This window comes from Sphingomonas jaspsi DSM 18422 (genome assembly GCF_000585415.1).
Lineage (GTDB): Bacteria > Pseudomonadota > Alphaproteobacteria > Sphingomonadales > Sphingomonadaceae > Sphingomicrobium > Sphingomicrobium jaspsi.
Map to the genome: position 1 here is coordinate 822,396 of NZ_KK073876.1, position 24,959 is coordinate 847,354.

A 24,959-nucleotide genomic window follows, 5' to 3' on the forward strand; every position below is an offset into this window, starting at 1 on the left:
ACAGGCTTTGCCTACGCGGTCCGCGCGCCTAGTCTCCCGCCCAACAGGGAGGCTCATCATGACCATTCGTACCGTGCTGCTCGCCGCAACCATGCTCGCCGCTACGCCCGCGCTCGCCGCGCCGGTCGACGATTTCAAGCGGCTGCAGGACGATTATTGGGCCGCCTATCTGAAGGACAATCCGGCGACCGCGACCTCCGTCGGGGTCAGCACCTACGACCGCGAACTGGGGACGTTTACGCTGGCCGAAATGGACCGCCAGGCGGCGGAGGCAAAGGCGTTCCTGACCCGCCTCGACGCGATCCCGCTGTCGTCGCTGCCGCCGTCGGAAAAGGCCAATTACGCCATCCTCAGGGACAATCTGCAAAGCCAGATCACGGCCAACGGGTTCGGCCAGCGGCAGGTCAACTATTCGATCCTCGGCAGCGTTCACAGCGGCCTTGCCGGGATGGGCGAGGGCCAGCCGTTCCGCACCTATGCCGACTATGACAACTACCTCGCGCGCATCGCCCACGTGCCGCAGGTCATGGCCGACTATTCGGCGATGAGCGTCAAGGCGGCCAGGGAAGGTTATACTCAGCCGTGCGTCGCGATGGTCGGTTTCGACCAGACCATCACCGGCGTCATCGCTGCCGATCCCGCCAAGTCGCGCTTCTACGCACCCTTCGCGACCGACAAGCCTGCCAGCGTCACCGACGCACAATGGGCCGACCTGCAGGCGCGGGCCAAGGCGCTGATCGCAGGCAAGATAAACCCCAGCTACCAGGCCTTCGCCGCGACCTACGACCGCGACATCAAGGGCCGTTGCCGCACCAATGCATCGATCTCGTCGATGCCGCAGGGCAAGGACTATTACGCCTTCCAGGTCCGCCAGCAGACGACGACCAACCTCACGCCCGACCAGATCCACGACATCGGATTGCGCGAGGTCGCGCGCATCCGCGCCGAGATGGTCGAAGTCGCGAAAAAGGCCGGCTTCGCCAGCCGCGAGGCGATGATCGCCGATATGCGGACCAATCCCAAATATTATGCCAAGACGCCCGAAGAGCTGATGGCCGCCGCCTCGCGCATGGCCAAGATCATCGACGGCAAGATGCCCAGCCTGTTCACCCGCCTGCCGCGGCTGCCCTACGGCGTGAAGGAGATCCCTGCCGAAATCGCCGCCGGCACGACCACGGCCTATTACAATCCGGGCAGCCCCGACGCGGGCCTTGCCGGCTTCTATTTCGTCAACACCTCGAAGCTCGATCAGCGCCCGTTGTGGGAGCTTCCGGCGCTGACCGTCCATGAAGCAGTGCCCGGCCACCACATGCAGATCGCGACACAGCAGGAACTCGACACGCCGGCGTGGCGCAAGGCGACGGCATTTTACACCGCCTTTGTCGAGGGCTGGGGCCTCTACTCCGAACGGCTCGGCATCGAAATGGGCATCTACGACACGCCGCAAAAGAACATGGGCCGGCTAAGCTACGAAATGTGGCGCGCCTGCCGCCTGGTCGTCGACACCGGGATCCATGCCAAGGGCTGGACAAAGGAGCAGGCGGTAGCCTTCATGAAGGACAACAGCGCGCTGACCGATGCCAACATCGATGCCGAAGTGAACCGCTACATCAGCAATCCCGGCCAGGCGCTGGCGTACAAGCTGGGCGAACTCAAAATCCGCGAACTGCGCGCGCGGGCAGAAAAGGAACTCGGGGCCAAGTTCGACCTGCGCCGGTTCCACGATGCCGTGCTGGGGCAGGGTGCCTTGCCGCTCGACGCGCTGGACACGCAGATCAACGACTGGATCGCGGCGGAAAAGGCGAAGGGGTAGGCGTTAAGGCCTATCCCAATCACTCCTCGGGCGCAGTGTCGGCTTGGTTTTGCTCGCCGCGTTCGTTGAACGCTTGGGCAATGATCTGCTGGTTGCAGCCGGTAAAGCCGCCCGGGCCGACCGGGGAGCAGCTGTTGATGCCGTTCTTGCCGTAGGTTTCGAGCGCGATGGCGCGATTGGCCCAGCTCTGGCGCGATTGCAGCGAGCCGGTCGTGCGCAGCTTTTCGGGAATGCGGTAGCGTTCGGCCTCGGGCTTGCGGGCGCAGACGACCACTTCGTCATCGGTCGATCGCGGGCACGGATCGGTGCCGTAGACGATGATTTCGCTGATCTTGGCGCCGCTCTGGGCCTGCGCGGGCGCGACCGGAGCCAAAGCGGGAATCGCCAGCACGGCGGCGGTCAGGGTGAGGGACAATTTGCTCATTTCACTCGTCCTTTGCTCTGGTTCCAGCGCATGAAGCCCGCGGCCGGTTCCGTCATATCCTCTTCGACAGGGCGATGGCGACCCGGCATCCCGCGCGGATTGCGGCAGTCAGCACCGGATAAGCGATGGCCTGCTGCGCGCCATGTTCGCGGGCAGTTTCGCGATGCTCCAGCTCCTCGGCCTGGAAATCGGCGATGTCCGCCGCCAGTTCCGGATCGCTGTCGCCCAGTTCGGCCAGTTGTTCAGCGTAATGGCGGTCGATCTCGGTCTCTACCGCGTCGGTGCAGGCCATTGCCGCCTTTTCGCTGATCAGCGCGGTCGCGGCGCCGAGCGCGAACCCCGCGACGTTCCAGATCGGCTGCAGCGCGGTCGGGCGCACGCGGCGTTCGGCCAAAAGGTGGTTGAACCGCTTCAGATGACGCTCTTCCTGCGCCGCCATGCGCGCGATCTGATGCGCTGCGGGGCTGCCGCGGCCGAGGACCGCCAGCTGGCCGGCATAGATGCGGGTCGCGCCATATTCGCCGGCCTGGTCGACGCGCAGCATCGATTCAGTGGCGGGCTTTTTCTGGCCGGGCTGCCAGCGGCTCATGCGCTTTTCCGCAAGGCCAAAACAGCGATAACCGCTGCCGAGGTAAGCGAGACGATCGCGTTCCAGCCGGCGATCGAAATACCGAACAGCGACCAGGGAATTTGGTCGCAGCGGATCAGCGGCTGGTTCATCAGCTCGTCCAGCGTCATCGCACCGCCCGCCGTGCAAGTGGTGAGGCCCTCCCACCATTTCTGCTCGACCCCGGCGTGGAAGACGCCGATCCCGCCCGAGATTGCGATTGCCAGCGCCGCCAGCAGGACCAGCGGACGCGCCTTTGCCGGGCCCACGGCGAAGGACGCCAGTGCGATCAGGATGGCGGCGAAATGCGGATAACGCTGCCACCAGCACATCTCGCACGGCGGCAGGCCGCCGACATATTGGAATAGGTAAGCGCCGCCGATCAGCGCCGCCGGCACCAGCAGCGCCAGCAATCGCGCCTGCTTCAGGCGCACCGTCGAGGCGTCGCGCGGCGGGGCCAGCATCAGCGCGTCGCCACCTTCGCCGGCGCGGCCGCGGGCGGCGCCAGCCGCTTCAGCGTCTTCAGGGCGTAGTCGAGCTGGAAGTCCTTGACGCCCTTCTTCTCAAGCTCTTCCGCCGTGGCGGTGAAGCGCGGATCGGACGTCGTATCTTCTTCCAGCACGTCGTCCTTGATGTTCGCCTGGCTCAGCAGGTGGCGGCGAAGGTCCGCTTCGCGAAGCCGCGGCCGCTTCTTGGCGAAATCGGGGTCGCTCAGCTGCGGCACGGCAATGTCGGGATCGATCCCGCCCGCCTGCACCGACCGGCCCGACGGCGTATAATAGCGCGCGGTGGTCAGGCGCAGCGCGGCCTGCGGCCCCATCTGCACCACCGACTGGACCGAACCCTTGCCGAAGCTGCGCTCGCCCATGACGATCGCGCGGCGATGATCCTGCAGCGCGCCGGCGACGATTTCGGCCGCCGAGGCGGTGCCGGCGTCGACCAGAATGATGATCGGCTTGCCATGCGACAGGTCGCCCGGCTTGGCATAGAAGCGCTCGATATCGCTCGGGTCGCGGCCGCGTTCGGACACGACCTCGCCCTGCTCGAGGAAGGCGTCGCTGACCTCGACCGCCTGGTCGAGCAGCCCGCCCGGATTGTTGCGCAGGTCGATGATATAGCCGGTGGCCTTGCCGCCCGTCGCCTGGTCGATGCTGATCAGCGCTTCACGCGTCAGCGCGCCGGTGTTGGCCGAAAAGCCATTGATGTTGATGACGCCGACATTGTCCTTGACCTCCCACTTGACCGGCTTCAGCTCGATCTTCTCGCGGGTGACCTTGACGTCGAACGGCGCGTCGCGGCCGGGGCGGACGATGGTCAGCTTGACCGTCGTGCCCGGCTTGCCGCGCATCTTGTCGACCGCCTCGTCGAGCGAATAGCCGTAGAGGAATTCGCCATCGATATGGGTGATATAGTCGCCGGCCTTGACCCCGGCGCGGTCGGCCGGGCTGTCTTCGGTCGGGGCGATCACCTTCACCGCGCCGTCTTCGGTCGACACGGTCAGGCCCAGCCCGCCGTAATTGCCTTCGGTGGTGGTTCGCAGCTGGGCGAAATCCGCGGCCTCGGCATAGCTCGAATGCGGGTCCAGCGCCGACAGCATGCCGTCGATCGCGCCCTTGATCAGCGTATGGTCGTCGACCTTGTCGACATAATTTTCGCGGACCCGTTCGAAGACGCTGAAAAATGTTTCCAGCTCTTTCTGGGTGTTGCTTTCGGATGCGGCCATCGCGGTGGTCGCGATCGGCACCAACGACAGCGCGCCGACCAGGGCCAGCGGCGGAAGCAGGTTCGACAGGCGTGACTTGGTCATGATTCCCTTTAAGGCTCCTTGCCGCCCAGCCTAGCGGGCTTTCCCGGCATTGGACAGCGGTACAGATGAAGCTGCGATGAAGGCAGGCGATTTTGGCACGCCCTTGTCCCGAAATTCGACAGACAGCGGTCCCAGCGCGCGTCCGATCTGCTCGCCCGCCCTCACACGGCTTCCGGCCTTGAGGTCAGACGACAGGCCCAGCAGCATGGTCGACCGGCCACCGCCATGGTCGATGATCATCACCCCGTCGTAACCGCGATAGGGCGCCGCGAAGAGGATGGTACCGTCCGCCGGCGCGCGCACGGCGGCGCCGCGGTCGGTGGCGAAGGTGACCCCGCGTGCGACGATCCCGCTCGGGCTGACCGAACCCAGCCCGTCGCTCACCGGCGCGTCGACTGGAAGCATGTAGGGCAGGGGCGCACGATAAGGCTCGCCCTCCGGCCCCGCCGGTCGGGGCGGTGACAGGCCCATCGGCACCAGTTCGGCGGCCATTGCCAGCGCATTGCGCCGCAGGGCCGCGCTCTCTTCGGCGCCGGACAGCGTCTCGCTGCTCGCCAGCACGGCATCGCCCGCGACCAGCGACTGGCCGGCCAGCGCTTGTTGCCGGGCGATCGCTTGCCGCTCCAGGTCGGCGAAGCGGACGCGGCGCGATTCCAGCAGTCGCCGGTTCTCGGCCAGCGCCGTGCGTGCGTCCGCGGCCTGCCGTGCCAGCGCCGTCCGCCGGTCGAGGTCGGCACGCAGCGCGGCGCTGCGCCGTTCGATCACCGGCCGGGTCGCATCGACCAGCGCCTTTACCCGCACCAGCTCCTCCACACCGCCGCCGTCGGCCAGCACCAGCAGCGGCGGCTGGCGGCCCATCGTGACCAGGCCCGCCAGCAGCGATGCCAGCGGGGCGCGGCGCTCGGCCAACCGCCGCTCGGATAGCGCCCGTGCTGCGTTGGCAGCCCGGACTTCGGCCTCGGACTGGCTGATCCGCGCTTCGGCCTCGTCGATGGCGGCGCCCGCGGCCGCCTGTTCGCGGCGAAGGCGCGACGCCTCGTCGCCGGCCCTGGCGGCATCGCCCTCCAGCTTCGCCAGGCGGTCGGCGGCGGCCCTGGCGTCCTTGCGCGCCGCCGCAACCAGCGCATCGCTCGTCGGGATCGACGAGGTCACGGGCCCGCTGGCGGCAATGGCCATGCACGCCAGCGCCGGGAGAAGGGCCGCCGCCCGCATCAGCCTTCCCGATGATAGGGGTGGTTGGCGAGGATGCTGGTCGCGCGGAACAACTGTTCGGCCAGCATCGCGCGCGCCATCATGTGCGGCCAGGTCGCGGGCCCGAAGCTCAGCAGCAGGTCGGCGTCCGCCTTCAGCGCCTCGTCATGCCCATCGGCGGCGCCGATCAGGAAACGTGCCTCGCGCCGGCCGGTATCGCGCCAGCCTTCCAGCTTTTTCGCGAAGTCCATCGACGACAGCGGCTTGCCGCGCTCGTCGAGCACCACCGTTACCGCATTGGACGCGGCCTCGGGCAGCGTCCCGCCGCGGTCGGGCAGCTCGCTGACCTTTGTCGGCCAGCTTATCCGTTTCAGGTAGCGATCGGTCAGTTCCGCCTCCGGCGACCGACCGATCTTTCCGCGCGCGATGATGTGGAGCAGCATCGCTAGCTCAGGGCCTGTTCGTCAGGCGCCGGGCGTGGCCGTCTTGGCCGGGGCGTCGTCGCCGAACGCCCACATCCGCTCAAGATTGTAGAAGGTGCGCACTTCGGGGCGGAACAGGTGGACGATGACGTCGTCGGCATCGATCAGCACCCAGTCGGCGACCGGCAGGCCTTCGATCCGCACGATGCGGCCGAACTGCTGCTTGATCTTTTCGGCGAGCTTGGTCGCCATCGACGCGACCTGGCGCGACGAGCGGCCCGATGCGATCACCATATGGTCCGCGATCGACGATTTGCCGGCCAGCGGGATGGTCACCATCTCCACCGCCTGGTCGTCGTCGAGGCTCTTGAGGACGAGCTGGTGCAGCGCCTCCACATCGGCATCATTCGCCGCGGGTGCAGGGGGCGCAGTTACGGGATCGGCCAAGGTCACTCCTTTGGATGCACGCGCGGTGCGCCGGGATTGGCGAAACGGCGGTGCCAGTTCGGGTCGAGCGCGCGCAGGCGTGTGGCAGAGGTCCGGTCGGGCGGCAGGCGAAGGAAGATAATCGCCGGTGCACTCCAGTCCGTCCACTGCCTTGCCATGGCCGAGGGTCGGACGAATTTCCTCAACCAGCCCATCGCGCGCGCCGCGCGGGCATCGTCATCATAGCTTGGACGGCTCAGCACCGCAATCGGCACGCTCCGCACCAGGCGTCGCCAGTCCTTCCAGCGATGCAGATCGGGGATCGTATCCTCGCCCATCAGCCAGATGAAGCGGTGCATCGGCCAGCGTTTCAGCAGCGCCGCGACCGTGTCGACGGTGTAGCGGGTGCCCGCCTCGCGCTCGAAATCGCTCACTTTGATCCGGCTGCGCCGCGCCATGACCCGCGCCGATGCCAGCCGGGCGTCATAGGGTGCCATGCCCTTGGCGGGCTTCAGCGGATTGCCCGGGCTGACCAGCCACCACACTTCATCCAGCCCCAGCGCCGCCATCGCCGCCAGGCTCATCCGCCGGTGGCCGCGGTGCGCGGGGTTGAAGCTCCCCCCCAGTAGGCCGATGCGCTTGGTCATTCGCGTGTCTGGCTAGCATCCCCCCTTGGCGCGCGCCACTGCCCCGGCTTAAGAGGGCGGCTCAAGGGGGACATGATGGGCGAATTCGAAGCGATCGGTGATGTGGTGAGCGGCGGCATGCTGGGCCGGGCGGTCGAGCCGCGCGCCGGCGAAGTCGGTGCCGACGGTCACACCCACGAAACCGAATGCCTCAATTGCGGCACCGCGCTGCAGGGCGAATTCTGCCACGCCTGCGGCCAGCACGGCCATGTCCATCGCACCTTGAGCGCCTTCTTCCACGACATCCTGCACGGTGTGCTGCATTTCGAGGGCAAGACCTGGCGCACCCTGCCGCTGCTGGCCTGGCGTCCGGGCGAGCTCACCCGCCGCTACATCGACGGCGAACGCGCCAAGTTCGTTTCGCCGATGGGCCTGTTCCTGTTCAGCGTGTTCCTGATGTTCGCCGTCATCGGCTTCACCAACATCGTCCATTTCGCCGAAGCGCCCGAAGTGCGGAGCCAGATCCAGGCCGACGTGGCCAAGGACGAAGCGAAGCTGAAGGCGCTCCAGGCCGACCGCGCGGCAGCCAAGGCGGCAGGAAAATCGACCGCCGCGATCGACGATCGCATGGCCAAGGTCGAAGAAGACCTCAAGGTCGAGCGCGAAATGGTCAAGCGCGGCGTCGTCCAGGGCACGGTCAACAAGGTCAGCACCGATATCCCCGGCCCGATCGGGGAGGCCATTCGCAAGGCCAACGCCAACCCCGACCTGTTCCTCTACAAGCTGAAGTCCAGCGCCTACAAATGGAGCTGGGCACTGATCCCGCTGTCGATTCCGTTCATGTGGCTGCTGTTCCCCTTCAGCCGCCGCTTCCGCCTTTACGATCACACTGTGTTCGTGACCTATTCGCTGTGTTTCATGACCTTGCTGGCATGCGTCGCCGCGATCTTCGGCGCGGTCGGGCTTGGGCCGGTGGCGGGGCTCATGGTGCTGGTCCCGCCCGTCCACATCTATCGACAGCTGAAGGGCGCCTACGGCCTCGGCCGGTTCGGCGCGCTTTGGCGCACCGCCGTGCTCGTGGTAGTCGGCTTCGCCGTCCTGGTTGGCTTCATCATCCTGCTGGCCGCGCTAGGCCTGTTCGAATGATCATTTTCCGCAGGGGAATTTGACCGCCAGAATGCGGTTGGTCGCCTCGGTCATGTTGATCTTCGCCCGATCGGCCGCGGGGATCGCGCCCAGCCGCTGCATGAATTCGTCGGACGTCATCTTCTGCGGTCCCGGCGGCGGGCAATAACGGCGGGGCTGGCCAGCTTTTTCTGCTGCCAGACGCTGCTGTCGAGCCGCCTCGCCCGACGCCTGGCCCTCGTGCATCAGCGCCTTGATCTCGCCACCTGAGAATAGCGCCATCGCACCCTTTGCCTTTAGCGCGGTAGCGCGGCGGTGAAACTCTTCCGCATTCATCGACTGGGCCTGCGCCGTGCCCGCAACACTCACCAACGCCAACACCACCGCAACATATGCACGCATGAAAAAACCCTCCCTGCCTCTTACCGCTGGCGACCAAGGCAGGGAGGGGATGAACGCAGGTTTAACCGCGGCTCAGGCGCCGGCCGGGGCCGCTCCGCCAAGGCCGGTCTTTGGCCGCTTGGCTTTCGGGATCGACGATCCGGCGGTCGGCAGGTTGGGCTTGGTCGGCCCGCTGCGGTCGATCTTGCCGCCACCGATCAGCGTCTTGATCTCCTCGCCGGTCAGCGTCTCGAACTCCAGCAGCGCCTGGGCGATCAGGTGCAGCTGGTCGATGTTGGTGGTCAGGATATGCCGCGCCCGTTCAAGGCCCTGCTCGACGAAGCGCTTCACCTCCGAATCGATCAGCTTGATCGTTTCGCCCGACATCCGCTTCTGTTGGGGCGCGAAATAACCCGTCGGGGTCTCGTCGCCTTCGGAGAAGTCGAGCGGGCCGAGCTTGTCCGACATGCCCCATTTGGTGACCATCGCACGGGCCAGCCGGGTCGCCTGCTGGATGTCGCTCGATGCGCCCGACGACACCTTGTCGTGGCCGAAGATGATTTCTTCCGCCGCGCGCCCACCGAAGGCGACGGCGATATCGGCATGCATCTTGTCACGGTGGTAGCTGTAGCTGTCGCGTTCCGGCAGCGGCTGCACCATGCCCAGCGCGAAGCCGCGCGGGATGATGGTCGCCTTGTGGATCGGGTCGGCCGTCGGCTCATGCGCGAAGACGAGGGCATGACCGGCTTCGTGATAGGCGGTCATCTTCTTTTCGTCGTCGGTCATTGCCATCGACCGGCGCTCCGCGCCCATCATCACCTTGTCGCGCGCATCGTCGAATTCCTGCGCCGCGACCAGCCGCTTGCCGCGGCGGGCCGCCAGTAGCGCGGCTTCGTTGACGAGGTTGGCGAGGTCCGCCCCCGAAAAGCCCGGGGTTCCGCGGGCGATGGTGCGAGCATCGACGTCGGGCGCCAGCGGCACCTTCTTCATATGCACGCCAAGGATCTGCTCGCGCCCGTCGATGTCGGGACGCGGCACGACGACCTGGCGGTCGAAACGGCCCGGGCGCAGCAACGCGGGGTCGAGCACGTCGGGCCGGTTGGTCGCGGCGATGATGATGATGCCTTCGTTGGCTTCGAAGCCGTCCATTTCGACCAGCAGCTGGTTCAGCGTCTGTTCGCGCTCGTCGTTGCCGTTGCCGAGGCCGGCGCCGCGATGGCGACCGACTGCGTCGATTTCGTCGATGAAGACGATGCACGGCGCCGACCGCTTGGCCTGCTCGAACATGTCGCGGACACGGGATGCGCCGACGCCGACGAACATCTCGACGAAGTCCGAACCCGAAATGGTGAAGAAGGGCACGCCCGCTTCACCCGCGATGGCGCGGGCCAGCAGCGTCTTGCCGGTGCCGGGGCTGCCGACCAGCAGCGCACCCTTGGGGATCTTGCCGCCCAGCCGCGCAAACTTGCCCGGGTCCTTCAGATATTCGACGATTTCCTGCAGCTCTTCGCGCGCTTCGTCGATGCCCGCGACGTCGGCGAAGGTCACGCGGCCTTCCTTCTGCGTCAGCATCCGCGCGCGGCTCTTGCCGAAGCCCATCGCCCCGCCGCCCGCATTTTTCTGCATCTGGCGCATGATGAAGAAGCTGATGCCCAGGATCAGCAGGAAGGGCAGCGAATTGTAGAGGAGGAGGAGCCACAGGCTCGACCCTTCCTCGGCCTTCACCTGAACCGCGACGCCCTTGGCGATCAGACGGTCGGTGAAGTTCGCGCCCGGGGGCGAAATGGTGTGGAAGGTCTTGCCGTCCTGCATCTTGCCGCTGATCGCGGCGCTGCCGGTGGTCGATGTGGCGATGGTGATCGACTGCACATCGCCTTCGTCGGCGGCCTTGATGAACTGCGAATAGGTGATGCTGTCGCCCGGCGCTGCGGTGCTGCCACTGTCGAAAGCGCGTACGAACAGGATCAGCCCGAAGATGATCGCCATCCAGATCAGCAGCGACTTGGTCCAGGGATTGCCCGGCTTCTTGTCTTGATTCTTCTCGTCCACGGACGTGAGTCTCCTTATCCGCCCTAAGATAGGCGCTGCCGCCTCAATGACAATGGACCGCCGATCAGGCGCGGCGGGGCGGTTCGCTCGACACGCGCCATGGCGTCCCGGCCCTGACCAGCAGGCCCGACAGGCTGGCGTTGCGGCCCTCGTCGAGTGCGGCGATCGCCCGCATCAGCTCGGCCCCGCGCGGTTCGCTGGCGCCAAGTCGCCGAAACGCCGCCACCAGCAGGCGACGTACCATGTCGCGTGGCAGGCCCGCAGGGTCGATCGTGACCGCATCGCCATCGATCACCATCCGCTCCGCGATTAGCTTTTCCATTGCCCATTGCAGCGCCTGTTCGGCATCGGACAGGGCTTCGGCGCTGGTCGCCAGCCGGTCGACGTCGAGATCTGCACCTGTCATCCATTGGCGAACCCGCGCTCGGTCGTGGCGCGGATCGCAATTGCTCGGATCGTCGACCGGCTCGACCCCGGCCGCCTCGCAGAGTGCGACCAGTTCCCGCTTGCGCCAGCCCAGCAGCGGCCGCACCAGCCGTAGCCCGTCGTCGCGCCGCATGTCGGCCCTGACCCCCGCCAGCCCCGATAGCCCCGCACCGCGGCCCAGCCGCATCAACAGCGTCTCCGCCTGGTCGTCGGCATGGTGCGCCGTCGCCACCGCCGGCAAGGCCCGCTCGTCCGCCCACGCGGCCAGCAGCCGATATCGTTCAGCGCGTGCGCGGGCCTGGACATTGGCGGTCGGCACCTCATCCCATTGCGCTTCGAGGGCGCGGTGCGGGACGTTCAGGCGGCTGCACAGCGCGGCGACCATCGCCGCTTCGTCCGCCGCGGCTTCGCGCAATCCGTGGTCGACCGTCGAGGCTTCCACCAGCCCCGGTCGCGCCGCTGCGGACAGCAGCAACAGCGCAAGGCTGTCGGGCCCGCCCGATACGGCCAGCCCGATCCGCGTACCGGGCGCGATTAGGGCGTCGAGATCGTGCCCGAAGCGGCGCACCGCCTGCGGGTCGGGCGTCATCGACCCAGCGGCACGCTGCGTGTCAGCGGCACCGGGCCTCGGCCTTGGCCGCCGGAAGCTCGGCGGCTAGCTGCGGACGGATCTGGCCGCGATAGACTTCTTCCAGCTCGGCGTAGGCCTTGCACGCCTGCCCGGCCTGGCCAAGCTTCATCAGCGACTTGCCGAGGTAGAAGACGCTGTCCTGCGCCCGCTCGCCCTTGGGGTCGCGGCGGTAATTGGCCAGCAGCGCTTCGGCCGCCGCGCGCGGCTGGCCCTTGTCGAGCATCGCCCGGCCGGCCAAATTGTAGGCCCAGCTTTCGCGGCGGTGGCCCGGATATTTCTTGGCCATCGCATTGAGCGCGGTGATCGCCTGGTCGTACTTGCCCTGCTGCCACAGCTGGAAGCCGGCATCATAGGCCGCTTCGCCGGCGGCGTCGAAATCGCTCGACGCCGGCGACACCGGCGTGACGGCGGCGGGCTTGGGATCGCGCTTGTTGTTTTCGACCTTGGGACGCGACGGCGGCGGCGGACCGTCGTTCGTCGTTTCCTGGACCGGCTCGGCGGAATCGTCGCCCGCCGGGTTGGCGTCGCCGCCATTTTCGACCCCGCGCAACCTTTTGTCGTAGTCGGCGCGCATCCGGAACAGTTCGGTTTCCAGCGTCGACACGCGATTGGCATTTTCTTCCGACGTGCGGACGATGTCGGCCATTTGCCGCTCGATCGCGTCGAGGCGGGTCATCAGGCCGTTGACGCTGTCCTGGGTCGCGGCGGGGTCGTCGCTGAACCCGGCAGTGTCGGCCGGCTGGCCCTTGGGGAAGACCTGCTTCTGCACTTGGCGGACCTGCTTTTCCAGGCGATCGATACGCTGCTCCGGCGTCGGCGGTGCCTTGGCCAGCGCGGGGCCGGTCAGTGCGGTCATCGCCATCAGGGGAATCAGAATCTTGAAACGCATCGTCCGGGGTCCTTCAGGGTCTTCGAAACAGGCGCGACTTGGATGCCAGACGGCGGCTGTCGCGCGGGTGAATATCATTCGGTGATGTTGGCCTGTTCGCTGCTGTTGCCGCCGCTCGCGGTCGTGGCCGCCGGTTCTGGTGAAGGCTGGACGGACGGTTGCGCCTTGGGCGCCGCGGGCCGGCTTGCCGGCCGCTTCGGAGCGTCGGCGGCCGGCGCGGTCGCGGCCGAGGGCGGCGGCGCGGGTGTCGTCGCGGCGGCTGGCGCTTTCAGCAGGTCCTCACCCTTCAGGCTGACGTCGGACGCGCGCTGTCCGGCCGGGCCGACGGTGGGCACCGCCTGATCGCCGACCATGATCTGCAGCGCTTCGGGGCGGCTGGTGGTCAGCGTCGGGGCAATCGCCTCGGCCGGCACGTCATAACGTTCGCCCGCGGCCAGTTCGCCCTGTTTCAGGATCGCCTGCCCGTCGCGGATGTCGATCCACACGCGGTCCTTCGCGGTGATGCTGACGAGCGGGGCAGCAACCGGGGTCGGCGCAGCGATTGCGGCGTTGGCCAGCGGGTCTTCGCTTGCCGCCACCGGCGCCGGATCGGCTTCGAGCGACCGCGTCCGCGCCCACATCAGGCCCGCCACGACCAGGGCAAGCAGGATCAGCGCACCGATCACCAGTCCCTTGGGCATCGAGCGCGCCGGATCGGCGGCTTCATAGACTTCGGGCTGGCCGTAGATCGGGCGGCTGCCGCCCATCTCTTCGCGCAGCGCATCGCCGATCTCGGTCCGGTCGAGCCCGACCGCGCCGGCGTAATTCTTGGCGAAACCGATGCTGTAGGTGGCGGCCGGCAGCTTGTCCCATTCGCTGTTTTCCAGCGCCAGCAGGTGGCGCGTCGGGATCCGGGTCGACGCCGCAATTTCCTCGACCGAAAGTTTCCTGGCCTCGCGCGCCTCGCGCAGCCTCTGGCCGACCGTCAACGCCGTCACTTCCACCGTCTCGTCCATTCCCATCCCCCGGGCCTATCAGCCTGATTTCGCGTCTGTTGTCGGGGCCGTCGGAGGCGCTGTCAATGGCCGCCCGCGCCGCCGGTCAGCCCAGGTCAACGCCTTGTCTTTTTGCCCAGTCGGCCAACGACTTGCGCATGTTGGGGGGCGGTTTGGCCAGCAGGCCTTTCAGCTTCTGGGCGACCGCCCCGGCGTCGAGCGAGCGGACCATCGCCTTGATCGGTCCGACCGCCGCGGGGGTGATCGACAGGCTGTCGACCCCGATCCCGATCAGCGCCATCGCTTCCAACGGCCGGCCGCCCATTTCGCCGCAGACGCGGACGGTGACGTCGGCGTCCTTGCACTGCTTCACCACGCGCGAAAGGAAGCGCAGGATTGCCGGGCTCAGCCAGTCGTAGCGCTCGGCAAGGCGCGGGTCGGCACGGTCGGCGGCGAACAGGAATTGGGTCAGGTCGTTGGTGCCGATCGAAATGAAGTCGACCCGCGGCAGCAGCTGGTCGAGCATCTCGGCAAGGCTCGGCACCTCCAGCATCGCGCCGTACAGGATGCGCGAGGGAAGGGGCCGCTTAGACTTGTGCAGCCATTCGACCTGTTCCTCGAACAGCTTTCGCGCTTCTTCATATTCCCACGGTTCGCTGACCATCGGAAACATGACGCGCAATATCTTGCCGTCGGCGGCTTCCAGCAGCGCGCGCGCCTGCGCCTTCATCAGCGCCTGCCGCTCCAGGCTGAGGCGGAGCGCGCGCCAGCCCATCGCCGGGTTTTCCGCCTCGTCGCGGTCGTCGCTGAGGTAGGGCAGCGCCTTGTCGCCGCCGATGTCGACCGTGCGGAACACCACCGGCCGGTCGCCGGCAACGTCGAGGACCGACTTGTACAGCCGGTACTGGCTTTCGCGGCCGGGCAAAGTGGCGGCAACCAGGAACTGGAATTCGGTACGGAACAGGCCGATCCCTTCCGCACCCGAACTTTCGAGCAGCGCGACATCCTCGGCCAGCCCCGCATTGACCATCAGCCCGACATGCTTGCCGTCCTTGGTTTCCGACGGCTTGGTTTTCAGCGCGGCATATTCGGCGCGGCGCTTCTGGCTCATCGCCATGCGCTGGTCGAAGCTGTTGGTGATCGGACGGGTCGGGCGGACGATGATGGTGGCGGTATCGCCGTCGACCAGGATCGGATCGCCTTCGTTGGCGATATGGCGGATGTCGGTCACACGGCCGACCACCGGCACGCCCATGGCGCGGGCGACGATGGTAACGTGCGCGGTCAGGCTGCCTTCTTCCAGCACCACGCCCTTCAACCGCCGCCGGTCATATTCCAGCAGTTCGGCCGGCCCCAGGTTGCGCGCGATCAGGATGGTGTCTCGGGCCAGACCGGTCTGTGCGGCGGTGCCCATCCGCCCGCTGACGATGCGCAGCAGCCGGTTCGACAGATCCTCGAGGTCGTGCATCCGCTCCTTCAGCAGCGGGTCGTCGATTTCGCGCATCCTTGCGCGGGTGCGTTGCTGGACCCGCTCGATCGCAGCTTCGGCGGTCAGGCCGCTGTCAATCGCCTCGTTGATCCGCCGCGACCAGCCTTCGTCGTAGGCGAACATCTTGTAGGTCTCGAGGATCTCGTTGTGCTCGCCGGTCGTGCCGAATTCGGCCTCGCGGGTCATATTGTCGATCTGTTCGCGCATCCGGCGGAAGGCGGCGTAGACTCGCGCGCGCTCGGCCTCCGTATCCTCGGCGACGGTATGCTCGATGACCACCTTGGGCTGGTGGAAGACGGCGACGCCCTTGGCCATGCCGGTGACCAGCTTCAGCCCGGTTTCGCGCTGCATGCCGGCACCGCGATCGCCGGTCCGACTGCCGTCGACCAGCCGGGCGCTGGCCATCAATTCGCTCAGCACCATGGCGACCGTCTGCAGCGCCTCGATCTCGACCTCTTCATACCGGCGCGGATCGGCATGCTGGACCGCCAGCACCCCGATCGCGCTTTCGCGGCGGATGATCGGCACCCCGGCAAAACTGTGAAACCGTTCTTCGCCGGTTTCGGGGCGATAGGCGAAGCTGGGATGGTCGGCGGCTTCGGCCAAATTGAGGATGCGCCCTTCCTCGGCGATCGTCCCGACCAGCCCTTCGCCCAGCGCCAGCCGGGTGACATGCACCGCTTCCTTGCGCAGGCCGTGCGTCGCGAACAGTTCAAGGCCCTGGTCGCGCAACAGGTAGATCGAACAGACCTCGCTGCGCATCGCCTCGGCGATAAGGTCGACGACATGGTCAAGCTTGCCCTGCGCCGACCCGCGCTTGGCCATCACGTCGTGAAGGCCGGTCAGAATCTCCCGGGCGGCGGTGGCGGCAGTTGGCATCGCCGACAGGGCTAGCAGGGAAGGGGCCGTTTTTCCAAGCGCTGACGAACGCATCCGTTTCGGTTTGATGCGAAACAGGCCGGTAAGTCGCTGGCCCCACGGTGCCCGGCGACCAGTCCGGGAGTAAAGCGATGCCCAGTACCGCCAACCTGCGCCGCCAGCATGACGCCGCCATGACCCTTGCCTCGCAGATCATCGACCTGATGGACCGGTGCGAAAGCTGCAACGACGCCTATCGGATCTCGCTGGCGCTGGCCAAATTGCTCGGCTTGCTGCGCATCCACCTCGCGCAGGAAGACCAGGGGCTTTACCCGGCGATGATCCGTTCGGGCGATGCCGACGCCGCGGCAACCGCTCAGGCATTCGCCACCGAAATGGGCGGATTGGCCGAACAGCTTGAACGCTTCGCCGCTCGCTGGACCTGCTCGGCGGCGATTTTCGCAGCGCTCGCGGAATTCAGGGCCGAAGCGATGGCGGTGTTCGCCGCCCTCGCAACCCGCATTCACCGCGAAAATGAAGAGCTTTATCCGCTCGCGCAGCGGGTCGTCGCCGCCCGCATGCACCAGGACGCGGCCTAGCGCGCCCCCAGCGCGTGCGCCGCCTCGTCGACCAGTTCCCTGACGATGTCGGCCACGGGTTCCTCGCGCTTGACCATGCCCACCGACTGGCCGGCCATGACGCTGCCGCTCTCGACGTCGCCGTCGATCACCGCTCGGCGCAGCGCTCCCGCCCAATAATGTTCGATCTGCAGCTGGGCCTCGCCCATCTCGATCTCGCCGCTGTCGAGCTTGGCCGCGACTTCGCGTTGCTTGGCCGAGAAATTTTCCATCTCGCGATTCTTCAGCGCGCGCACCGGGATCACCGGCAGGCGCGGGTCGATCTGCACCGACGGGATCGCGTCGCGGGCCGAGGCGCGCAGGAACGCCTTCTTGAAATTGGGGTGCGCAATGCACTCGGTCGCGCAGACGAAGCGAGTGCCGAGCTGGACGCCGACCGCACCCATCTCAAGGTATGCCGCCATCGCCTCGCCGCGGCCGATCCCACCGGCGACGAACACCGGCACCTGCTCTGCGACTTCCGGCAAAATCTCCTGCGCCAGCACGCTGGTCGACACCGGACCGATATGGCCGCCAGCCTCCATCCCTTCGATTACCAGCGCATCGACGCCCGAGCGAATGAGCTTCTTGGCCAGCGCCAGCGCGGGCGCAAAGGCGATCAGCTTGGCGCCGCTCGCCTTGATCCGCTCGATCGACCCCGCCGGCGGCAGCCCGCCCGCCAGCACGACATGGCCGACCTGATGCTTGGCGCAGATATCGATCAGCTCGTTCAGCTGCGGGTGCATGGTGATGAGGTTCACGCCGAATGGCTTGTCGGTCATCGCCTTGGTTGCCGCGATTTCCTTGTCGAGCAGTTCGGGCGGCATCGCGCCGCAGGCAATGACGCCGAACCCGCCGGCGTTCGAAATCGCGCTGACCAGGTTGCGCTCGGAAATCCAGCTCATCGCCCCGCCGAGGATCGCCCATTCGGTGCCAAGGAATTCGCACCCGCGCGCCATCAGTTCCTTCAGGCGCAGCATCCCCGCATCGCCATGCATGACGCGCGCTTCCGCGATCAGGCCTTCACCGCTCATCCTTATTCTCCCCGCGGCGCGTCGAGGCCGAAGGCGGTGTGGAGCACGCGCACGGCCAGCTCCATCTCGTCCTCGGCGACCAATGCGCTCACCTTGATCTCGCTCGCGCTCACCGCCAGCAGGTTGATGTTCCGCTCGGCCAGCGTCGCGAACATCCGCGCCGCCAGTTCCGGATTGGACCTTATGCCGACCCCGACGATCGACACTTTCGCCACCGCATCGTCGGTCAATATGTCGCCCTCGATCCCCGCGCTCTTCAGCACGCTCACCGCCTGCGCAAGGCTCGCGCGCGGCACGGTAAAGGTAAGGTCGCTCGACCCCGCACCCTCGGTCGCGGCGTGGACGATCATGTCGACCTGGATACCCGCATCGGCCAGCGGTCCCATCACCGCCGCGACCGTCCCCGGCCTGTCGGCGATGCGGGTCAGCGTGATGCGCGCCTCGTTGCGGTCCGCGGCGATCCCCGCGATGGCGTTGCGCTCCATATCCTCTGCTCCCAGTTCGGGGACGATCTCGGTCCCCGGCAAATCGTCGAAGGCGGTAAGCACGCGCAGCGGCATCCGCTCGCGCATCGCCAGCCCCACGCTGCGCACCTGCAGCACCTTGGCCCCGACCCCGGCCAGCTCCAGCATTTCTTCAAAGGTGATGCGGTCCAGCTTCCTCGCCCGTGGCACGATGCGCGGGTCGGTGGTGTAGACCCCGTCGACGTCGGTGTAGATGTCGCAGCGGTCGGCCTTGACCCCGGCCGCGATCGCCACCGCGCTGGTATCCGACCCGCCGCGGCCCAGCGTCGCCACGCGTCCGTCCTCGCTGACGCCCTGGAAGCCGGGGATGACGCAGACCATGCCGCCTTTCAGCGCCTCGTCCAGCGCGCCGCCCTCAACATCCTCGATCCGCGCGTTGCCATGGACGCCGCTGGCGCGAACCAGCTGCCAGCCCATGAAGCTGCGCGCCTTCACGCCCATATTCTGCAGCGTCATGGCCAGCAGCCCGCTGGTGACCTGCTCGCCGCTGGCGACGACCACGTCATATTCCTTGGGGTCATGGATGGCGGCGGCTTCCTTGCAGAATTGGACCAGCCGGTCGGTCTCGCCCGCCATCGCCGATACCACCACCAGCACTTCGTTGCCGGCATCGGCCTCGCGCTTCACCCGCGCCGCGACCGACCGGATGCGCTCGATCCCGGCCATCGACGTTCCGCCGAATTTCATGACGATGCGGGGCATGGGCTGGACGTTTTCCTCGTGACCTCGTTGCGCCACGCCTGTTAGGGAGAGGGCATGAGCAAGACAAGCATTGTCGATCACGAAGCCGCCCATTTCGGCAGCATGGCGGGCGATTGGTGGGACCCCAACGGCGCCTCGGCGATGCTGCACAAGCTCAACCCGGTGCGCCTGTCTTACGTCCGCGACATGGTCGACCAGCATTGGAGCGGCGACGAATGCGGCTTCCGCCCGCTGGAAGGCAAGAGCGCACTCGACGTCGGTTGCGGCGCGGGGCTGCTGGCGGAACCGCTCGCGCGGCTGGGCGCGACAGTCACCGCCATCGACGCCGCCCCCGAACTCATCGCCGCCGCCAGGGCCCATGCGGAGGGCGCGGGGCTCAGCATCGACTATCGGGCGATGGGCGTCGAAGACCTCGGCGGCCAGTACGACCTCGTCACCTCGATGGAGGTGATCGAACATGTCGCCGACCCGCAGGCATTCGTCACCAGCCTCGCCGCGCGGCTGGCGCCCGGCGGCCTCCTCATCCTCTCCACCCCCAACCGCACCGCCTGGTCGAAGCTGCTGACGATCACCCTGGCGGAAGGTTTCGGGCGGATTCCGAAAGGCACCCACGACTTCGAAAAATTCATCGACCCCGACCAAATGCGCGGCCTTCTAGCCAACGCGGGGCTCGAAGTGATCGACGTCGAAGGCATCGCAGTGAGCCCGATGAAGGGCCTGCATTTGAGCGAGGACACGCGGCTGAATTATCTGATTGCGGCCCGTCGACTTAGCTAGGGGCCAAAGGGGGGCATAATGTTTGGACGGAAGAAGTCTCAGGTCGACCGTCACCGTGATGAATTGTCCGCAATCGCCGACAACGTCGCAACGCTGGCGTCCTTGCTGTCGAAGGTGAAGGCGCATCAGGCGAGGCTCGGGGCCCGGCCGCTGTTAGACGTTGGGATAAAGGGCGCTGAAACTATCACCCGGGTCTACGCAAACATCACCCAGCTTTATCGCACGACCAACAACGAAAGCCCGGTCTTCGATCAGACGATGGCCGCTTTCCGGGAAAACCTTCCCGTACAGCTCTCGCTGATGTCTTATTTCGCCATGCTGGGTGACGGCATGTTGCTTGCGGAATCGACAGGAAAAACCTCTCCATCGGACGGAGAGGCCTGGAATGCATTGCTCGATTATGCAGACGATCAGGTGGTGAAGATGCGCGCCGAAATCGCCTCGCTCGAAAATCTGAAGGCCGATCATCAAGAGATTTGGCCTGCAATACTGGACCTCGCGGCGATGCGGGCGGGAACAGACGACAAGGCGGAGGCGCTGTCGCATTATCGCGATAATGTCGCAGCACATGGCGATTTGCCGCGACCCTCCGCCGCGACCCTCGGCGAAATCATCGGCACCTTCACCAACAGCTTCGATATCATCCAGACCGAACGGCAGAACTTGGCCATGACCATCGCGGCGCGATCGGCCTTGCGGCAACACGATTAGCCTGTCTCGCAGGCCGCCCTTGGCGCTCCGACGCTGATCAAACTGTCAATGACTGCTTTTCGCTGTCCTACATCCGCCCATTTGTGCGAGCGTCTGCTTCGGCTCTTTAATCCCGTTGCATAATCTCCCACTGTCGCGGCGGACGTCGTCATGACCGTGAAAAGTGTGAAAAGTCGCGGTGTCCATGCTCGCCAGTCCCCCGGACAGGCTGCGCGAGGCCTTAAGTTCACGCAAACTGCCCAAAATGGCCGTTTTCGTGAGCCGATAGTGAAGTTAAGTACCGAGCTATGCGCGCGCATTAGGTCATTTGCCCTTGCCCGTGCTACAAGGTCGTATCGCGCCCTTATCCAGTAGGCATTGCGCGACTGAGAGACCGACTTGCGCTCCCGCTTACACGCCCGGAGCCCCAATGGACCTCAACTACATCTACGAACGCCACGCCGTGTCGCTGCGCAATGCGGAGCAGGCGGTCTGCGCGCCGTCGCGACTTGCTCATCATGAGCTGGCGGCAGGCTATGCCCGCCTCATCGCGCGGGCGAAAATCCATGGCACGCGGACGTGCCGCCCATGACCCGCTGGATCACGCGCCGCGAAGCCGCCGAGGAATCGCGCGACCAGGCCCAGTCCTTCCGCGAACTCGCCAGCCGGGCCCGGACCGCCAGTGGCGCGACGGCCCTGGCGGCCGTTTCACGCTTCTTCGATGACGATGCGCGCCGGATCGATCCGGCCAGTGAGCGTCGCTCATGAGCCGGGTGCTGTTCTTGGCGATGGATGAAAGCGAGATCATCGCCCGCTGCAAGACGGAAGCCGTCGGCATCTCGACCATGGAAAGCCTGCCGGCCGGCGGCACGCGCCTGGTGTGCATGAGCATGAGCGGCGCGGACGCGCTGCGGTCCAAGCTCAAATCGAAATTGATCAAGGGGGCAGTTTCGAGGGACAAGTTCCGTCCGCGAACACCGCTTTGGTGATCGGCGCTGGGGACAGCGCCGATCATCATGATGTTATCCCAGCACTTCCATCGCGGCGGCATAGGCCACCCGGTTGCGGATCATGGGGACGGTGCGCGACGGGGCGCGCACGGGGGTAAACTTGCGGGCGGTTCGTTCCGCCTTCTTGAAAATCGTCTTCATCATTCTTCCTGCGGCTGGGCCGCCTTTTCACTTTCTCTTGCCAATCGTTTGGCTTCGGTTGCGGCGAGACGGTCGCCAAGGACCGTCCACGCCTCTTCGGAACGGCGGCAACGCTCGCGCACATGCTCGAGCGTTGCAGCCTCTCCATCGCGCCGCGCGTCAGCCGCGCGGTCGCGATAGAATTGGAGGGTGGTGTTGGCCAACCGCTGCCTTACTCGGCCGCGGTTTCGGCGGCCTTGAGGTTGCACGCGCTCATCTTGCCACGGCGATCTTCTTCGAGATCGTAGGCGATGCGGTTGCCTTCCCGCAGCGTGCGCATCCCGGCCTTTTCGACCGCAGTGATATGCACGAACGCGTCCTGGCCGCCTTCATCGGGCGTGATAAAACCAAAACCCTTGGTTTCGTTGAAAAATTTAACAGTGCCTGTGGTCATGTTCGGTTCCTTCGATAGGGAACCGGACGTCGGCTCCCCTCAGCTAAGAGAGGCTAGGGAAGGAAGTGGAGCCGCAAAGCGCCGAAGACCATCAATTGCGACTGGTAGCGCGACTTATATAGTCCATCGGGCCCGAAATAGATAGGGCGGGACAGAAATGAGCGTTCGGAGATCGATATTCCGGATCGGCTGAAACGCTAAACATCATCTGGTAACGCCCCAGTAGAACGCCGGCCCATCGACATTTTCTGCTCTTCGCGCGGCGACTTCAACGGTTGTCCGACCACCGCAAATCGCTGGATTTGTTGAGTTGACGAAGAATTTCGGCGAGGCGACCCGGCTCAATGGCTGCGGCAGGAACGCCCGGTTGCGCAATTGGCCGGGATGGGCGATGGTCCGGCCAGCCACGACGCTGCCGACGTCGGGCTGTGGTGGGAGTATTGGGGCTGGCGAACATCTTCCTGAGCTATGCACGTGAAGACCGCGACGCGGCCGAAGGGCTAGCAGCGGCGATCGCCGCCGCGGGCCACGACGTGTGGTGGGATCGCCAGATCAACGCCGGAACCAGCTTTAGCGAGGAAATCGACCGCGCCCTCACCGAAAGCGAGGCGGTTGTCGTCCTTTGGTCGCCTGCCGCGATCGCCTCGACCTGGGTACTCGATGAAGCTGCCGAAGGGCGCGATGCGGGCAAGCTGGTCCCGGTCACGCTCCGCAATTGCAAGCCGCCGCTCGGCTTCCGCCAGTTCCAGACCATCGACGTCACCGGCTGGACGGCGGGCAGCGCGCTGCCATCGGACCTTGCCGACGCCATCGTCCGCCTGTCGAAGCACAAGCCGCCCGCCGCCGCGCCCAAGGCCGCCGAGCGGAGCCGGATCGCGATCTGCGTCCTGCCCTTTCTCAACATGAGCGGCGACCCCGAACAGGAATATTTTTCCGACGGCATTTCCGAAGACATCATCACCGACCTGTCGAAGGTGTCCGCCCTGTCGGTCGTGGCTCGCAACACCGCCTTCACCTTCAAGGGCGAGTCGCTCGATGTGAAAGACGTCGCCCGGCAGCTGAATGTCAGCCACGTGCTTGAAGGAAGCGTTCGCAAGGCCGGCGGCCGAGTCCGCATTACCGCCCAGCTGATCGACGGCAAGGCCGGCGACCATTTGTGGGCCGACCGCTACGACCGCGACCTCGATGACATCTTCGCCATCCAGGACGAAATCAGCCAGGCGATCGTGGCGGCCCTGAAGCTTAAGCTGCTGCCCAAGGAAAAGTCCGCGATCACCCAGCGCGGCACCAACAATGTGGAGGCTTACAACCTCTACCTGATGGCCCATCAATATTGGATCCAGGGGAATTGGGGCGACATCCGCCAGCTCGAGTTGGTGGTGAAACTGTGCCAGCGCTCGGCCGATTTGGACGCCCGCTATGCTCGACCGCTGGGCCTGATGGCGATTGTCCAAAACATCCTGCACAATGCCTTCGACCATAGCGCCGACGACGGTTTTGCCGCGGCCGAGCGGGCCTTGGCGCTGGATCCGACGCTGGCCGAGGCGCATTGCGTCGTCGCCCGCCGCAAGTTCGAAGAAGGCGACGTCGCTGGTGCCGAGGAAGCGATTACCCGCGCCTTGGCGCTCGATCCTGACAGCTGGGCGGTGCACAAGGAAGCCGCGCGGCTCGCCTATCACAAGGGCGACAATCCGACCGCGGCCCTCCACTTTGACCGCGCGGTCGAAATAGACCCCAAGGATTTCTACACCTGGGGAATGTTGGTCGGCCTCTATCCGGCGGTCGGCATGGAGGAAAAGCGCCAGCACGCCGCGAAAATGTCGGTAAGCGAATCCGAGCGCGCGCTGCAGCAGGATCCGACCAACGGCGCGGCGATCATCAGTGGCGTCGCCGGCCTCGCCGCGCTGGGCCAGCACGACCGCGCCCGCGAATGGATCGCCCGCGCGCAGGTGATGTGCCCGGATAACGACATCCTGCGCTACAACCTCGCGTGCTGCCTTGCGGACCTGAAGGATGTCGAAGGCGCGCTCGACATGCTCGAAACGGTCAAGAACCCGACTTCGTGGATCCTTTACGCGATCAATTCCGACCCCGACCTCGCGCCGCTACGCAGCAATCCGCGTTACAAGCCGATCGTCGAACGCCTGACCGAAGGCGTCAGTCTCCCACCGGTCGCGCCCAAGCCCTAGTGTCTACCGCCAGTCGATAGCGGCTTAGAAGTCGACCTTGTCGTAATGCTGCGGGGGGACGATGACTTCCATCCGCTCGCCCAGCAAGGGGCGGAAGCAGGGACGGCTCTTCATCACCGCGTACCAGTCCTTGGTCTGCTTGTGCCCGCGCCAGTCGAGCGCGCCGAGATAATCGACCACGCTCAAATGCGCCGCCGCGGTGAAGTCGGCGAGGCTTAAGGACGGCCCCGCGATCCAGCGGCGGTGGTCGAGGAGATAGTCGAGATAGTCGAGGTGGCCGTTGGCGATCCGCATCGCCTCGCGCAGCACGCGTGTGTCGGGGCTTTCGCGGCTAACCAGGCGCTTCCTCATCCGCTCGTACATCAGCGGCTCGACCACTTCGCGGAACAGCTTTTCGTCGAACCATTGGGTAAGGCGGCGGATTTCGGCGCGGGCGGGAGCATTGCCGTGGATCATCGGCACCTTGTCGACCGTCTCTTCGAAATATTCGACGATCGGCTGCGATCCGATCAGCGTGATGCCCGCGCTGGTGTCGACCAGCACCGGGGTTTCGCCCGCGGGGTTGAGGTCGATGAACTCGTCGCGGCGCTCCCACGGGTTTTCGCGCACCAGTTCATGCGCCACGCCCTTCTCGCCAAGGACGAGGCGGACTTTGCGGGAGAAAGGACAAAGCGGGAATTGGAACAGCTGCCACATGTTGGTCG

Annotated in this window: 29 protein-coding genes; 9 read left to right on the top strand and 20 right to left on the bottom strand. The window is 66.1% G+C overall.

Translation table 11 applies throughout. From position 1 onward, the window contains the following. Window positions 1-58: 58 nt before the first annotated feature. Window positions 59-1,813 carry a DUF885 domain-containing protein gene (locus G570_RS04145; protein WP_037499455.1) on the top strand — a complete coding sequence of 585 codons (1,755 nt, stop codon included), beginning with the start codon at window positions 59-61 and terminating at the stop codon, window positions 1,811-1,813. Window positions 1,814-1,832: 19 nt separating this feature from the next. On the opposite strand, the gene G570_RS04150 is transcribed toward G570_RS04145, so the two are convergent. The 8 genes from G570_RS04150 to G570_RS04185 are packed head-to-tail and all read right to left on the bottom strand — an operon-like array spanning window position 1,833 to window position 7,337. Then, the gene (locus G570_RS04150; protein WP_051504019.1) at window positions 1,833-2,237 is read right to left on the bottom strand and encodes a hypothetical protein; all 405 of its coding nucleotides are present in this window, start codon (window positions 2,235-2,237) and stop codon (window positions 1,833-1,835) included. Window positions 2,238-2,289: 52 nt separating this feature from the next. Continuing rightward, the gene (locus G570_RS04155) at window positions 2,290-2,826 is read right to left on the bottom strand and encodes a demethoxyubiquinone hydroxylase family protein (protein ID WP_037499458.1); all 537 of its coding nucleotides are present in this window, start codon (window positions 2,824-2,826) and stop codon (window positions 2,290-2,292) included. After that, window positions 2,823-3,308: a disulfide bond formation protein B gene (locus G570_RS04160; RefSeq protein WP_037499461.1), complete on the bottom strand. Its 486-nt coding sequence runs from the start codon at window positions 3,306-3,308 to the stop codon at window positions 2,823-2,825. Before G570_RS04160 ends, G570_RS04155 begins: the two co-directional genes overlap by 4 nt. Next, a complete protein-coding gene (locus G570_RS04165; RefSeq protein ID WP_051504020.1) occupies window positions 3,308-4,651 on the bottom strand; it encodes a S41 family peptidase in 1,344 nt (447 codons plus the stop codon). Before G570_RS04165 ends, G570_RS04160 begins: the two co-directional genes overlap by 1 nt. 30 nt (window positions 4,652-4,681) lie before the next feature. Then, window positions 4,682-5,863 (bottom strand): murein hydrolase activator EnvC family protein, encoded by a 1,182-nt coding sequence (locus G570_RS04170; protein WP_037499464.1) that lies wholly within the window; start codon window positions 5,861-5,863, stop codon window positions 4,682-4,684. After that, window positions 5,863-6,285 (bottom strand): 23S rRNA (pseudouridine(1915)-N(3))-methyltransferase RlmH, encoded by a 423-nt coding sequence (locus tag G570_RS04175; protein ID WP_037499467.1) that lies wholly within the window; start codon window positions 6,283-6,285, stop codon window positions 5,863-5,865. The genes G570_RS04170 and G570_RS04175 overlap by 1 nt, the downstream gene beginning before the upstream one ends. A 21-nt stretch (window positions 6,286-6,306) precedes the next feature. Beyond that, on the bottom strand, window positions 6,307-6,711 hold the full coding sequence (gene rsfS / locus G570_RS04180; RefSeq protein ID WP_037503718.1) for a ribosome silencing factor: 405 nt from the start codon (window positions 6,709-6,711) through the stop codon (window positions 6,307-6,309). Between the two features lie 2 nt (window positions 6,712-6,713). Next, window positions 6,714-7,337, bottom strand: a complete 624-nt coding sequence (locus G570_RS04185) for a nicotinate-nucleotide adenylyltransferase (RefSeq protein ID WP_037499469.1) — start codon at window positions 7,335-7,337, stop codon at window positions 6,714-6,716. Window positions 7,338-7,409: 72 nt separating this feature from the next. On the opposite strand from G570_RS04185, the gene G570_RS04190 reads away from it, so the two are divergent. Continuing rightward, window positions 7,410-8,462, top strand: coding sequence for a DUF3667 domain-containing protein (locus tag G570_RS04190; RefSeq protein ID WP_037499472.1), 1,053 nt, complete (start codon window positions 7,410-7,412; stop codon window positions 8,460-8,462). On the opposite strand, the gene G570_RS04195 is transcribed toward G570_RS04190, so the two are convergent. The 6 genes from G570_RS04195 to ptsP form a co-directional block, all read right to left on the bottom strand. Continuing rightward, window positions 8,463-8,843 (bottom strand): hypothetical protein, encoded by a 381-nt coding sequence (locus G570_RS04195; protein WP_037499475.1) that lies wholly within the window; start codon window positions 8,841-8,843, stop codon window positions 8,463-8,465. Window positions 8,844-8,915: 72 nt separating this feature from the next. Next, window positions 8,916-10,808 carry an ATP-dependent zinc metalloprotease FtsH gene (gene ftsH, locus G570_RS04200; protein WP_051504513.1) on the bottom strand — a complete coding sequence of 631 codons (1,893 nt, stop codon included), beginning with the start codon at window positions 10,806-10,808 and terminating at the stop codon, window positions 8,916-8,918. Window positions 10,809-10,935: 127 nt separating this feature from the next. Next, window positions 10,936-11,886, bottom strand: coding sequence for a tRNA lysidine(34) synthetase TilS (gene tilS / locus G570_RS04205; RefSeq protein WP_037499481.1), 951 nt, complete (start codon window positions 11,884-11,886; stop codon window positions 10,936-10,938). A gap of 22 nt (window positions 11,887-11,908) precedes the next feature. After that, window positions 11,909-12,817 carry a tetratricopeptide repeat protein gene (locus G570_RS04210; RefSeq protein ID WP_037499484.1) on the bottom strand — a complete coding sequence of 303 codons (909 nt, stop codon included), beginning with the start codon at window positions 12,815-12,817 and terminating at the stop codon, window positions 11,909-11,911. A gap of 74 nt (window positions 12,818-12,891) precedes the next feature. Continuing rightward, the gene (locus G570_RS04215) at window positions 12,892-13,812 is read right to left on the bottom strand and encodes a helix-turn-helix domain-containing protein (protein ID WP_051504021.1); all 921 of its coding nucleotides are present in this window, start codon (window positions 13,810-13,812) and stop codon (window positions 12,892-12,894) included. An 85-nt stretch (window positions 13,813-13,897) separates the two neighbouring features. Beyond that, window positions 13,898-16,159, bottom strand: coding sequence for a phosphoenolpyruvate--protein phosphotransferase (ptsP, locus tag G570_RS04220; RefSeq protein ID WP_037499487.1), 2,262 nt, complete (start codon window positions 16,157-16,159; stop codon window positions 13,898-13,900). A gap of 131 nt (window positions 16,160-16,290) precedes the next feature. On the opposite strand from ptsP, the gene G570_RS04225 reads away from it, so the two are divergent. Further along, a complete protein-coding gene (locus G570_RS04225) occupies window positions 16,291-16,737 on the top strand; it encodes a hemerythrin domain-containing protein (RefSeq protein WP_051504022.1) in 447 nt (148 codons plus the stop codon). Here the strand turns inward: G570_RS04225 and G570_RS04230 are convergent. Further along, window positions 16,734-17,789, bottom strand: coding sequence for an NAD(P)H-dependent flavin oxidoreductase (locus G570_RS04230; RefSeq protein WP_425423547.1), 1,056 nt, complete (start codon window positions 17,787-17,789; stop codon window positions 16,734-16,736). The genes G570_RS04225 and G570_RS04230 overlap by 4 nt on opposite strands. A 2-nt stretch (window positions 17,790-17,791) precedes the next feature. Beyond that, window positions 17,792-19,015: an aspartate kinase gene (locus G570_RS04235; RefSeq protein WP_037503730.1), complete on the bottom strand. Its 1,224-nt coding sequence runs from the start codon at window positions 19,013-19,015 to the stop codon at window positions 17,792-17,794. Window positions 19,016-19,069: 54 nt separating this feature from the next. On the opposite strand from G570_RS04235, the gene ubiG reads away from it, so the two are divergent. From ubiG to G570_RS04255, 5 genes are all read left to right on the top strand, one after another. Continuing rightward, window positions 19,070-19,792: a bifunctional 2-polyprenyl-6-hydroxyphenol methylase/3-demethylubiquinol 3-O-methyltransferase UbiG gene (ubiG, locus tag G570_RS04240; protein WP_037499490.1), complete on the top strand. Its 723-nt coding sequence runs from the start codon at window positions 19,070-19,072 to the stop codon at window positions 19,790-19,792. Between the two features lie 18 nt (window positions 19,793-19,810). Then, entirely contained in the window at window positions 19,811-20,503 is a 693-nt protein-coding gene (locus tag G570_RS04245; RefSeq protein ID WP_037499493.1) for a hypothetical protein, read from the top strand. A 409-nt stretch (window positions 20,504-20,912) separates the two neighbouring features. Next, complete coding sequence (locus G570_RS13575) at window positions 20,913-21,074, top strand: hypothetical protein (RefSeq protein ID WP_156930315.1); 162 nt, start codon at window positions 20,913-20,915, stop codon at window positions 21,072-21,074. Continuing rightward, a complete protein-coding gene (locus G570_RS04250; RefSeq protein WP_037499495.1) occupies window positions 21,071-21,250 on the top strand; it encodes a hypothetical protein in 180 nt (59 codons plus the stop codon). The genes G570_RS13575 and G570_RS04250 overlap by 4 nt, the downstream gene beginning before the upstream one ends. Further along, a complete protein-coding gene (locus G570_RS04255; RefSeq protein ID WP_037499498.1) occupies window positions 21,247-21,471 on the top strand; it encodes a hypothetical protein in 225 nt (74 codons plus the stop codon). The genes G570_RS04250 and G570_RS04255 overlap by 4 nt, the downstream gene beginning before the upstream one ends. 33 nt (window positions 21,472-21,504) lie before the next feature. Here G570_RS04255 and G570_RS14065 read toward each other — a convergent pair whose 3' ends face one another. The 3 genes from G570_RS14065 to G570_RS04265 are packed head-to-tail and all read right to left on the bottom strand — an operon-like array spanning window position 21,505 to window position 22,066. Next, window positions 21,505-21,636 carry a hypothetical protein gene (locus G570_RS14065; protein WP_281169496.1) on the bottom strand — a complete coding sequence of 44 codons (132 nt, stop codon included), beginning with the start codon at window positions 21,634-21,636 and terminating at the stop codon, window positions 21,505-21,507. Then, window positions 21,633-21,836, bottom strand: coding sequence for a hypothetical protein (locus tag G570_RS04260; RefSeq protein WP_037499501.1), 204 nt, complete (start codon window positions 21,834-21,836; stop codon window positions 21,633-21,635). The genes G570_RS14065 and G570_RS04260 overlap by 4 nt, the downstream gene beginning before the upstream one ends. An 8-nt stretch (window positions 21,837-21,844) precedes the next feature. After that, the gene (locus G570_RS04265) at window positions 21,845-22,066 is read right to left on the bottom strand and encodes a cold-shock protein (RefSeq protein ID WP_037499504.1); all 222 of its coding nucleotides are present in this window, start codon (window positions 22,064-22,066) and stop codon (window positions 21,845-21,847) included. Between the two features lie 440 nt (window positions 22,067-22,506). Between G570_RS04265 and G570_RS04270 the strand changes: the two genes are divergently transcribed. Continuing rightward, complete coding sequence (locus G570_RS04270) at window positions 22,507-24,255, top strand: TIR domain-containing protein (protein ID WP_169731728.1); 1,749 nt, start codon at window positions 22,507-22,509, stop codon at window positions 24,253-24,255. A 24-nt stretch (window positions 24,256-24,279) separates the two neighbouring features. On the opposite strand, the gene G570_RS04275 is transcribed toward G570_RS04270, so the two are convergent. Beyond that, window positions 24,280-24,951 carry a glutathione S-transferase family protein gene (locus G570_RS04275; RefSeq protein WP_037499507.1) on the bottom strand — a complete coding sequence of 224 codons (672 nt, stop codon included), beginning with the start codon at window positions 24,949-24,951 and terminating at the stop codon, window positions 24,280-24,282. Between the last annotated feature and the right edge of the window lie 8 nt (window positions 24,952-24,959).

Coding starts and splice junctions, on each gene's coding strand:
- G570_RS04195 (WP_037499475.1), bottom strand. CDS start 8,843: ATGCGTGCATATGTTGCGGTGGTGTTGGCGTTGGTGAGTGTTGCGGGC.
- G570_RS04160 (WP_037499461.1), bottom strand. CDS start 3,308: ATGCTGGCCCCGCCGCGCGACGCCTCGACGGTGCGCCTGAAGCAGGCG.
- G570_RS04245 (WP_037499493.1), top strand. CDS start 19,811: ATGTTTGGACGGAAGAAGTCTCAGGTCGACCGTCACCGTGATGAATTG.
- G570_RS04250 (WP_037499495.1), top strand. CDS start 21,071: ATGACCCGCTGGATCACGCGCCGCGAAGCCGCCGAGGAATCGCGCGAC.
- G570_RS04225 (WP_051504022.1), top strand. CDS start 16,291: ATGCCCAGTACCGCCAACCTGCGCCGCCAGCATGACGCCGCCATGACC.
- G570_RS04185 (WP_037499469.1), bottom strand. CDS start 7,337: ATGACCAAGCGCATCGGCCTACTGGGGGGGAGCTTCAACCCCGCGCAC.
- G570_RS04265 (WP_037499504.1), bottom strand. CDS start 22,066: ATGACCACAGGCACTGTTAAATTTTTCAACGAAACCAAGGGTTTTGGT.
- G570_RS04175 (WP_037499467.1), bottom strand. CDS start 6,285: ATGCTGCTCCACATCATCGCGCGCGGAAAGATCGGTCGGTCGCCGGAG.
- G570_RS04275 (WP_037499507.1), bottom strand. CDS start 24,951: ATGTGGCAGCTGTTCCAATTCCCGCTTTGTCCTTTCTCCCGCAAAGTC.
- G570_RS04235 (WP_037503730.1), bottom strand. CDS start 19,015: ATGCCCCGCATCGTCATGAAATTCGGCGGAACGTCGATGGCCGGGATC.
- G570_RS04170 (WP_037499464.1), bottom strand. CDS start 5,863: ATGCGGGCGGCGGCCCTTCTCCCGGCGCTGGCGTGCATGGCCATTGCC.
- G570_RS04155 (WP_037499458.1), bottom strand. CDS start 2,826: ATGAGCCGCTGGCAGCCCGGCCAGAAAAAGCCCGCCACTGAATCGATG.
- G570_RS04150 (WP_051504019.1), bottom strand. CDS start 2,237: ATGAGCAAATTGTCCCTCACCCTGACCGCCGCCGTGCTGGCGATTCCC.
- ubiG (WP_037499490.1), top strand. CDS start 19,070: ATGAGCAAGACAAGCATTGTCGATCACGAAGCCGCCCATTTCGGCAGC.
- G570_RS13575 (WP_156930315.1), top strand. CDS start 20,913: ATGGACCTCAACTACATCTACGAACGCCACGCCGTGTCGCTGCGCAAT.
- G570_RS04210 (WP_037499484.1), bottom strand. CDS start 12,817: ATGCGTTTCAAGATTCTGATTCCCCTGATGGCGATGACCGCACTGACC.
- ftsH (WP_051504513.1), bottom strand. CDS start 10,808: ATGGCGATCATCTTCGGGCTGATCCTGTTCGTACGCGCTTTCGACAGT.
- G570_RS04190 (WP_037499472.1), top strand. CDS start 7,410: ATGATGGGCGAATTCGAAGCGATCGGTGATGTGGTGAGCGGCGGCATG.
- G570_RS04255 (WP_037499498.1), top strand. CDS start 21,247: ATGAGCCGGGTGCTGTTCTTGGCGATGGATGAAAGCGAGATCATCGCC.
- ptsP (WP_037499487.1), bottom strand. CDS start 16,159: ATGCCAACTGCCGCCACCGCCGCCCGGGAGATTCTGACCGGCCTTCAC.
- G570_RS04145 (WP_037499455.1), top strand. CDS start 59: ATGACCATTCGTACCGTGCTGCTCGCCGCAACCATGCTCGCCGCTACG.
- G570_RS14065 (WP_281169496.1), bottom strand. CDS start 21,636: ATGATGAAGACGATTTTCAAGAAGGCGGAACGAACCGCCCGCAAGTTT.
- G570_RS04215 (WP_051504021.1), bottom strand. CDS start 13,812: ATGGACGAGACGGTGGAAGTGACGGCGTTGACGGTCGGCCAGAGGCTG.
- G570_RS04165 (WP_051504020.1), bottom strand. CDS start 4,651: ATGACCAAGTCACGCCTGTCGAACCTGCTTCCGCCGCTGGCCCTGGTC.
- tilS (WP_037499481.1), bottom strand. CDS start 11,886: ATGACGCCCGACCCGCAGGCGGTGCGCCGCTTCGGGCACGATCTCGAC.
- G570_RS04230 (WP_425423547.1), bottom strand. CDS start 17,789: ATGAGCGGTGAAGGCCTGATCGCGGAAGCGCGCGTCATGCATGGCGAT.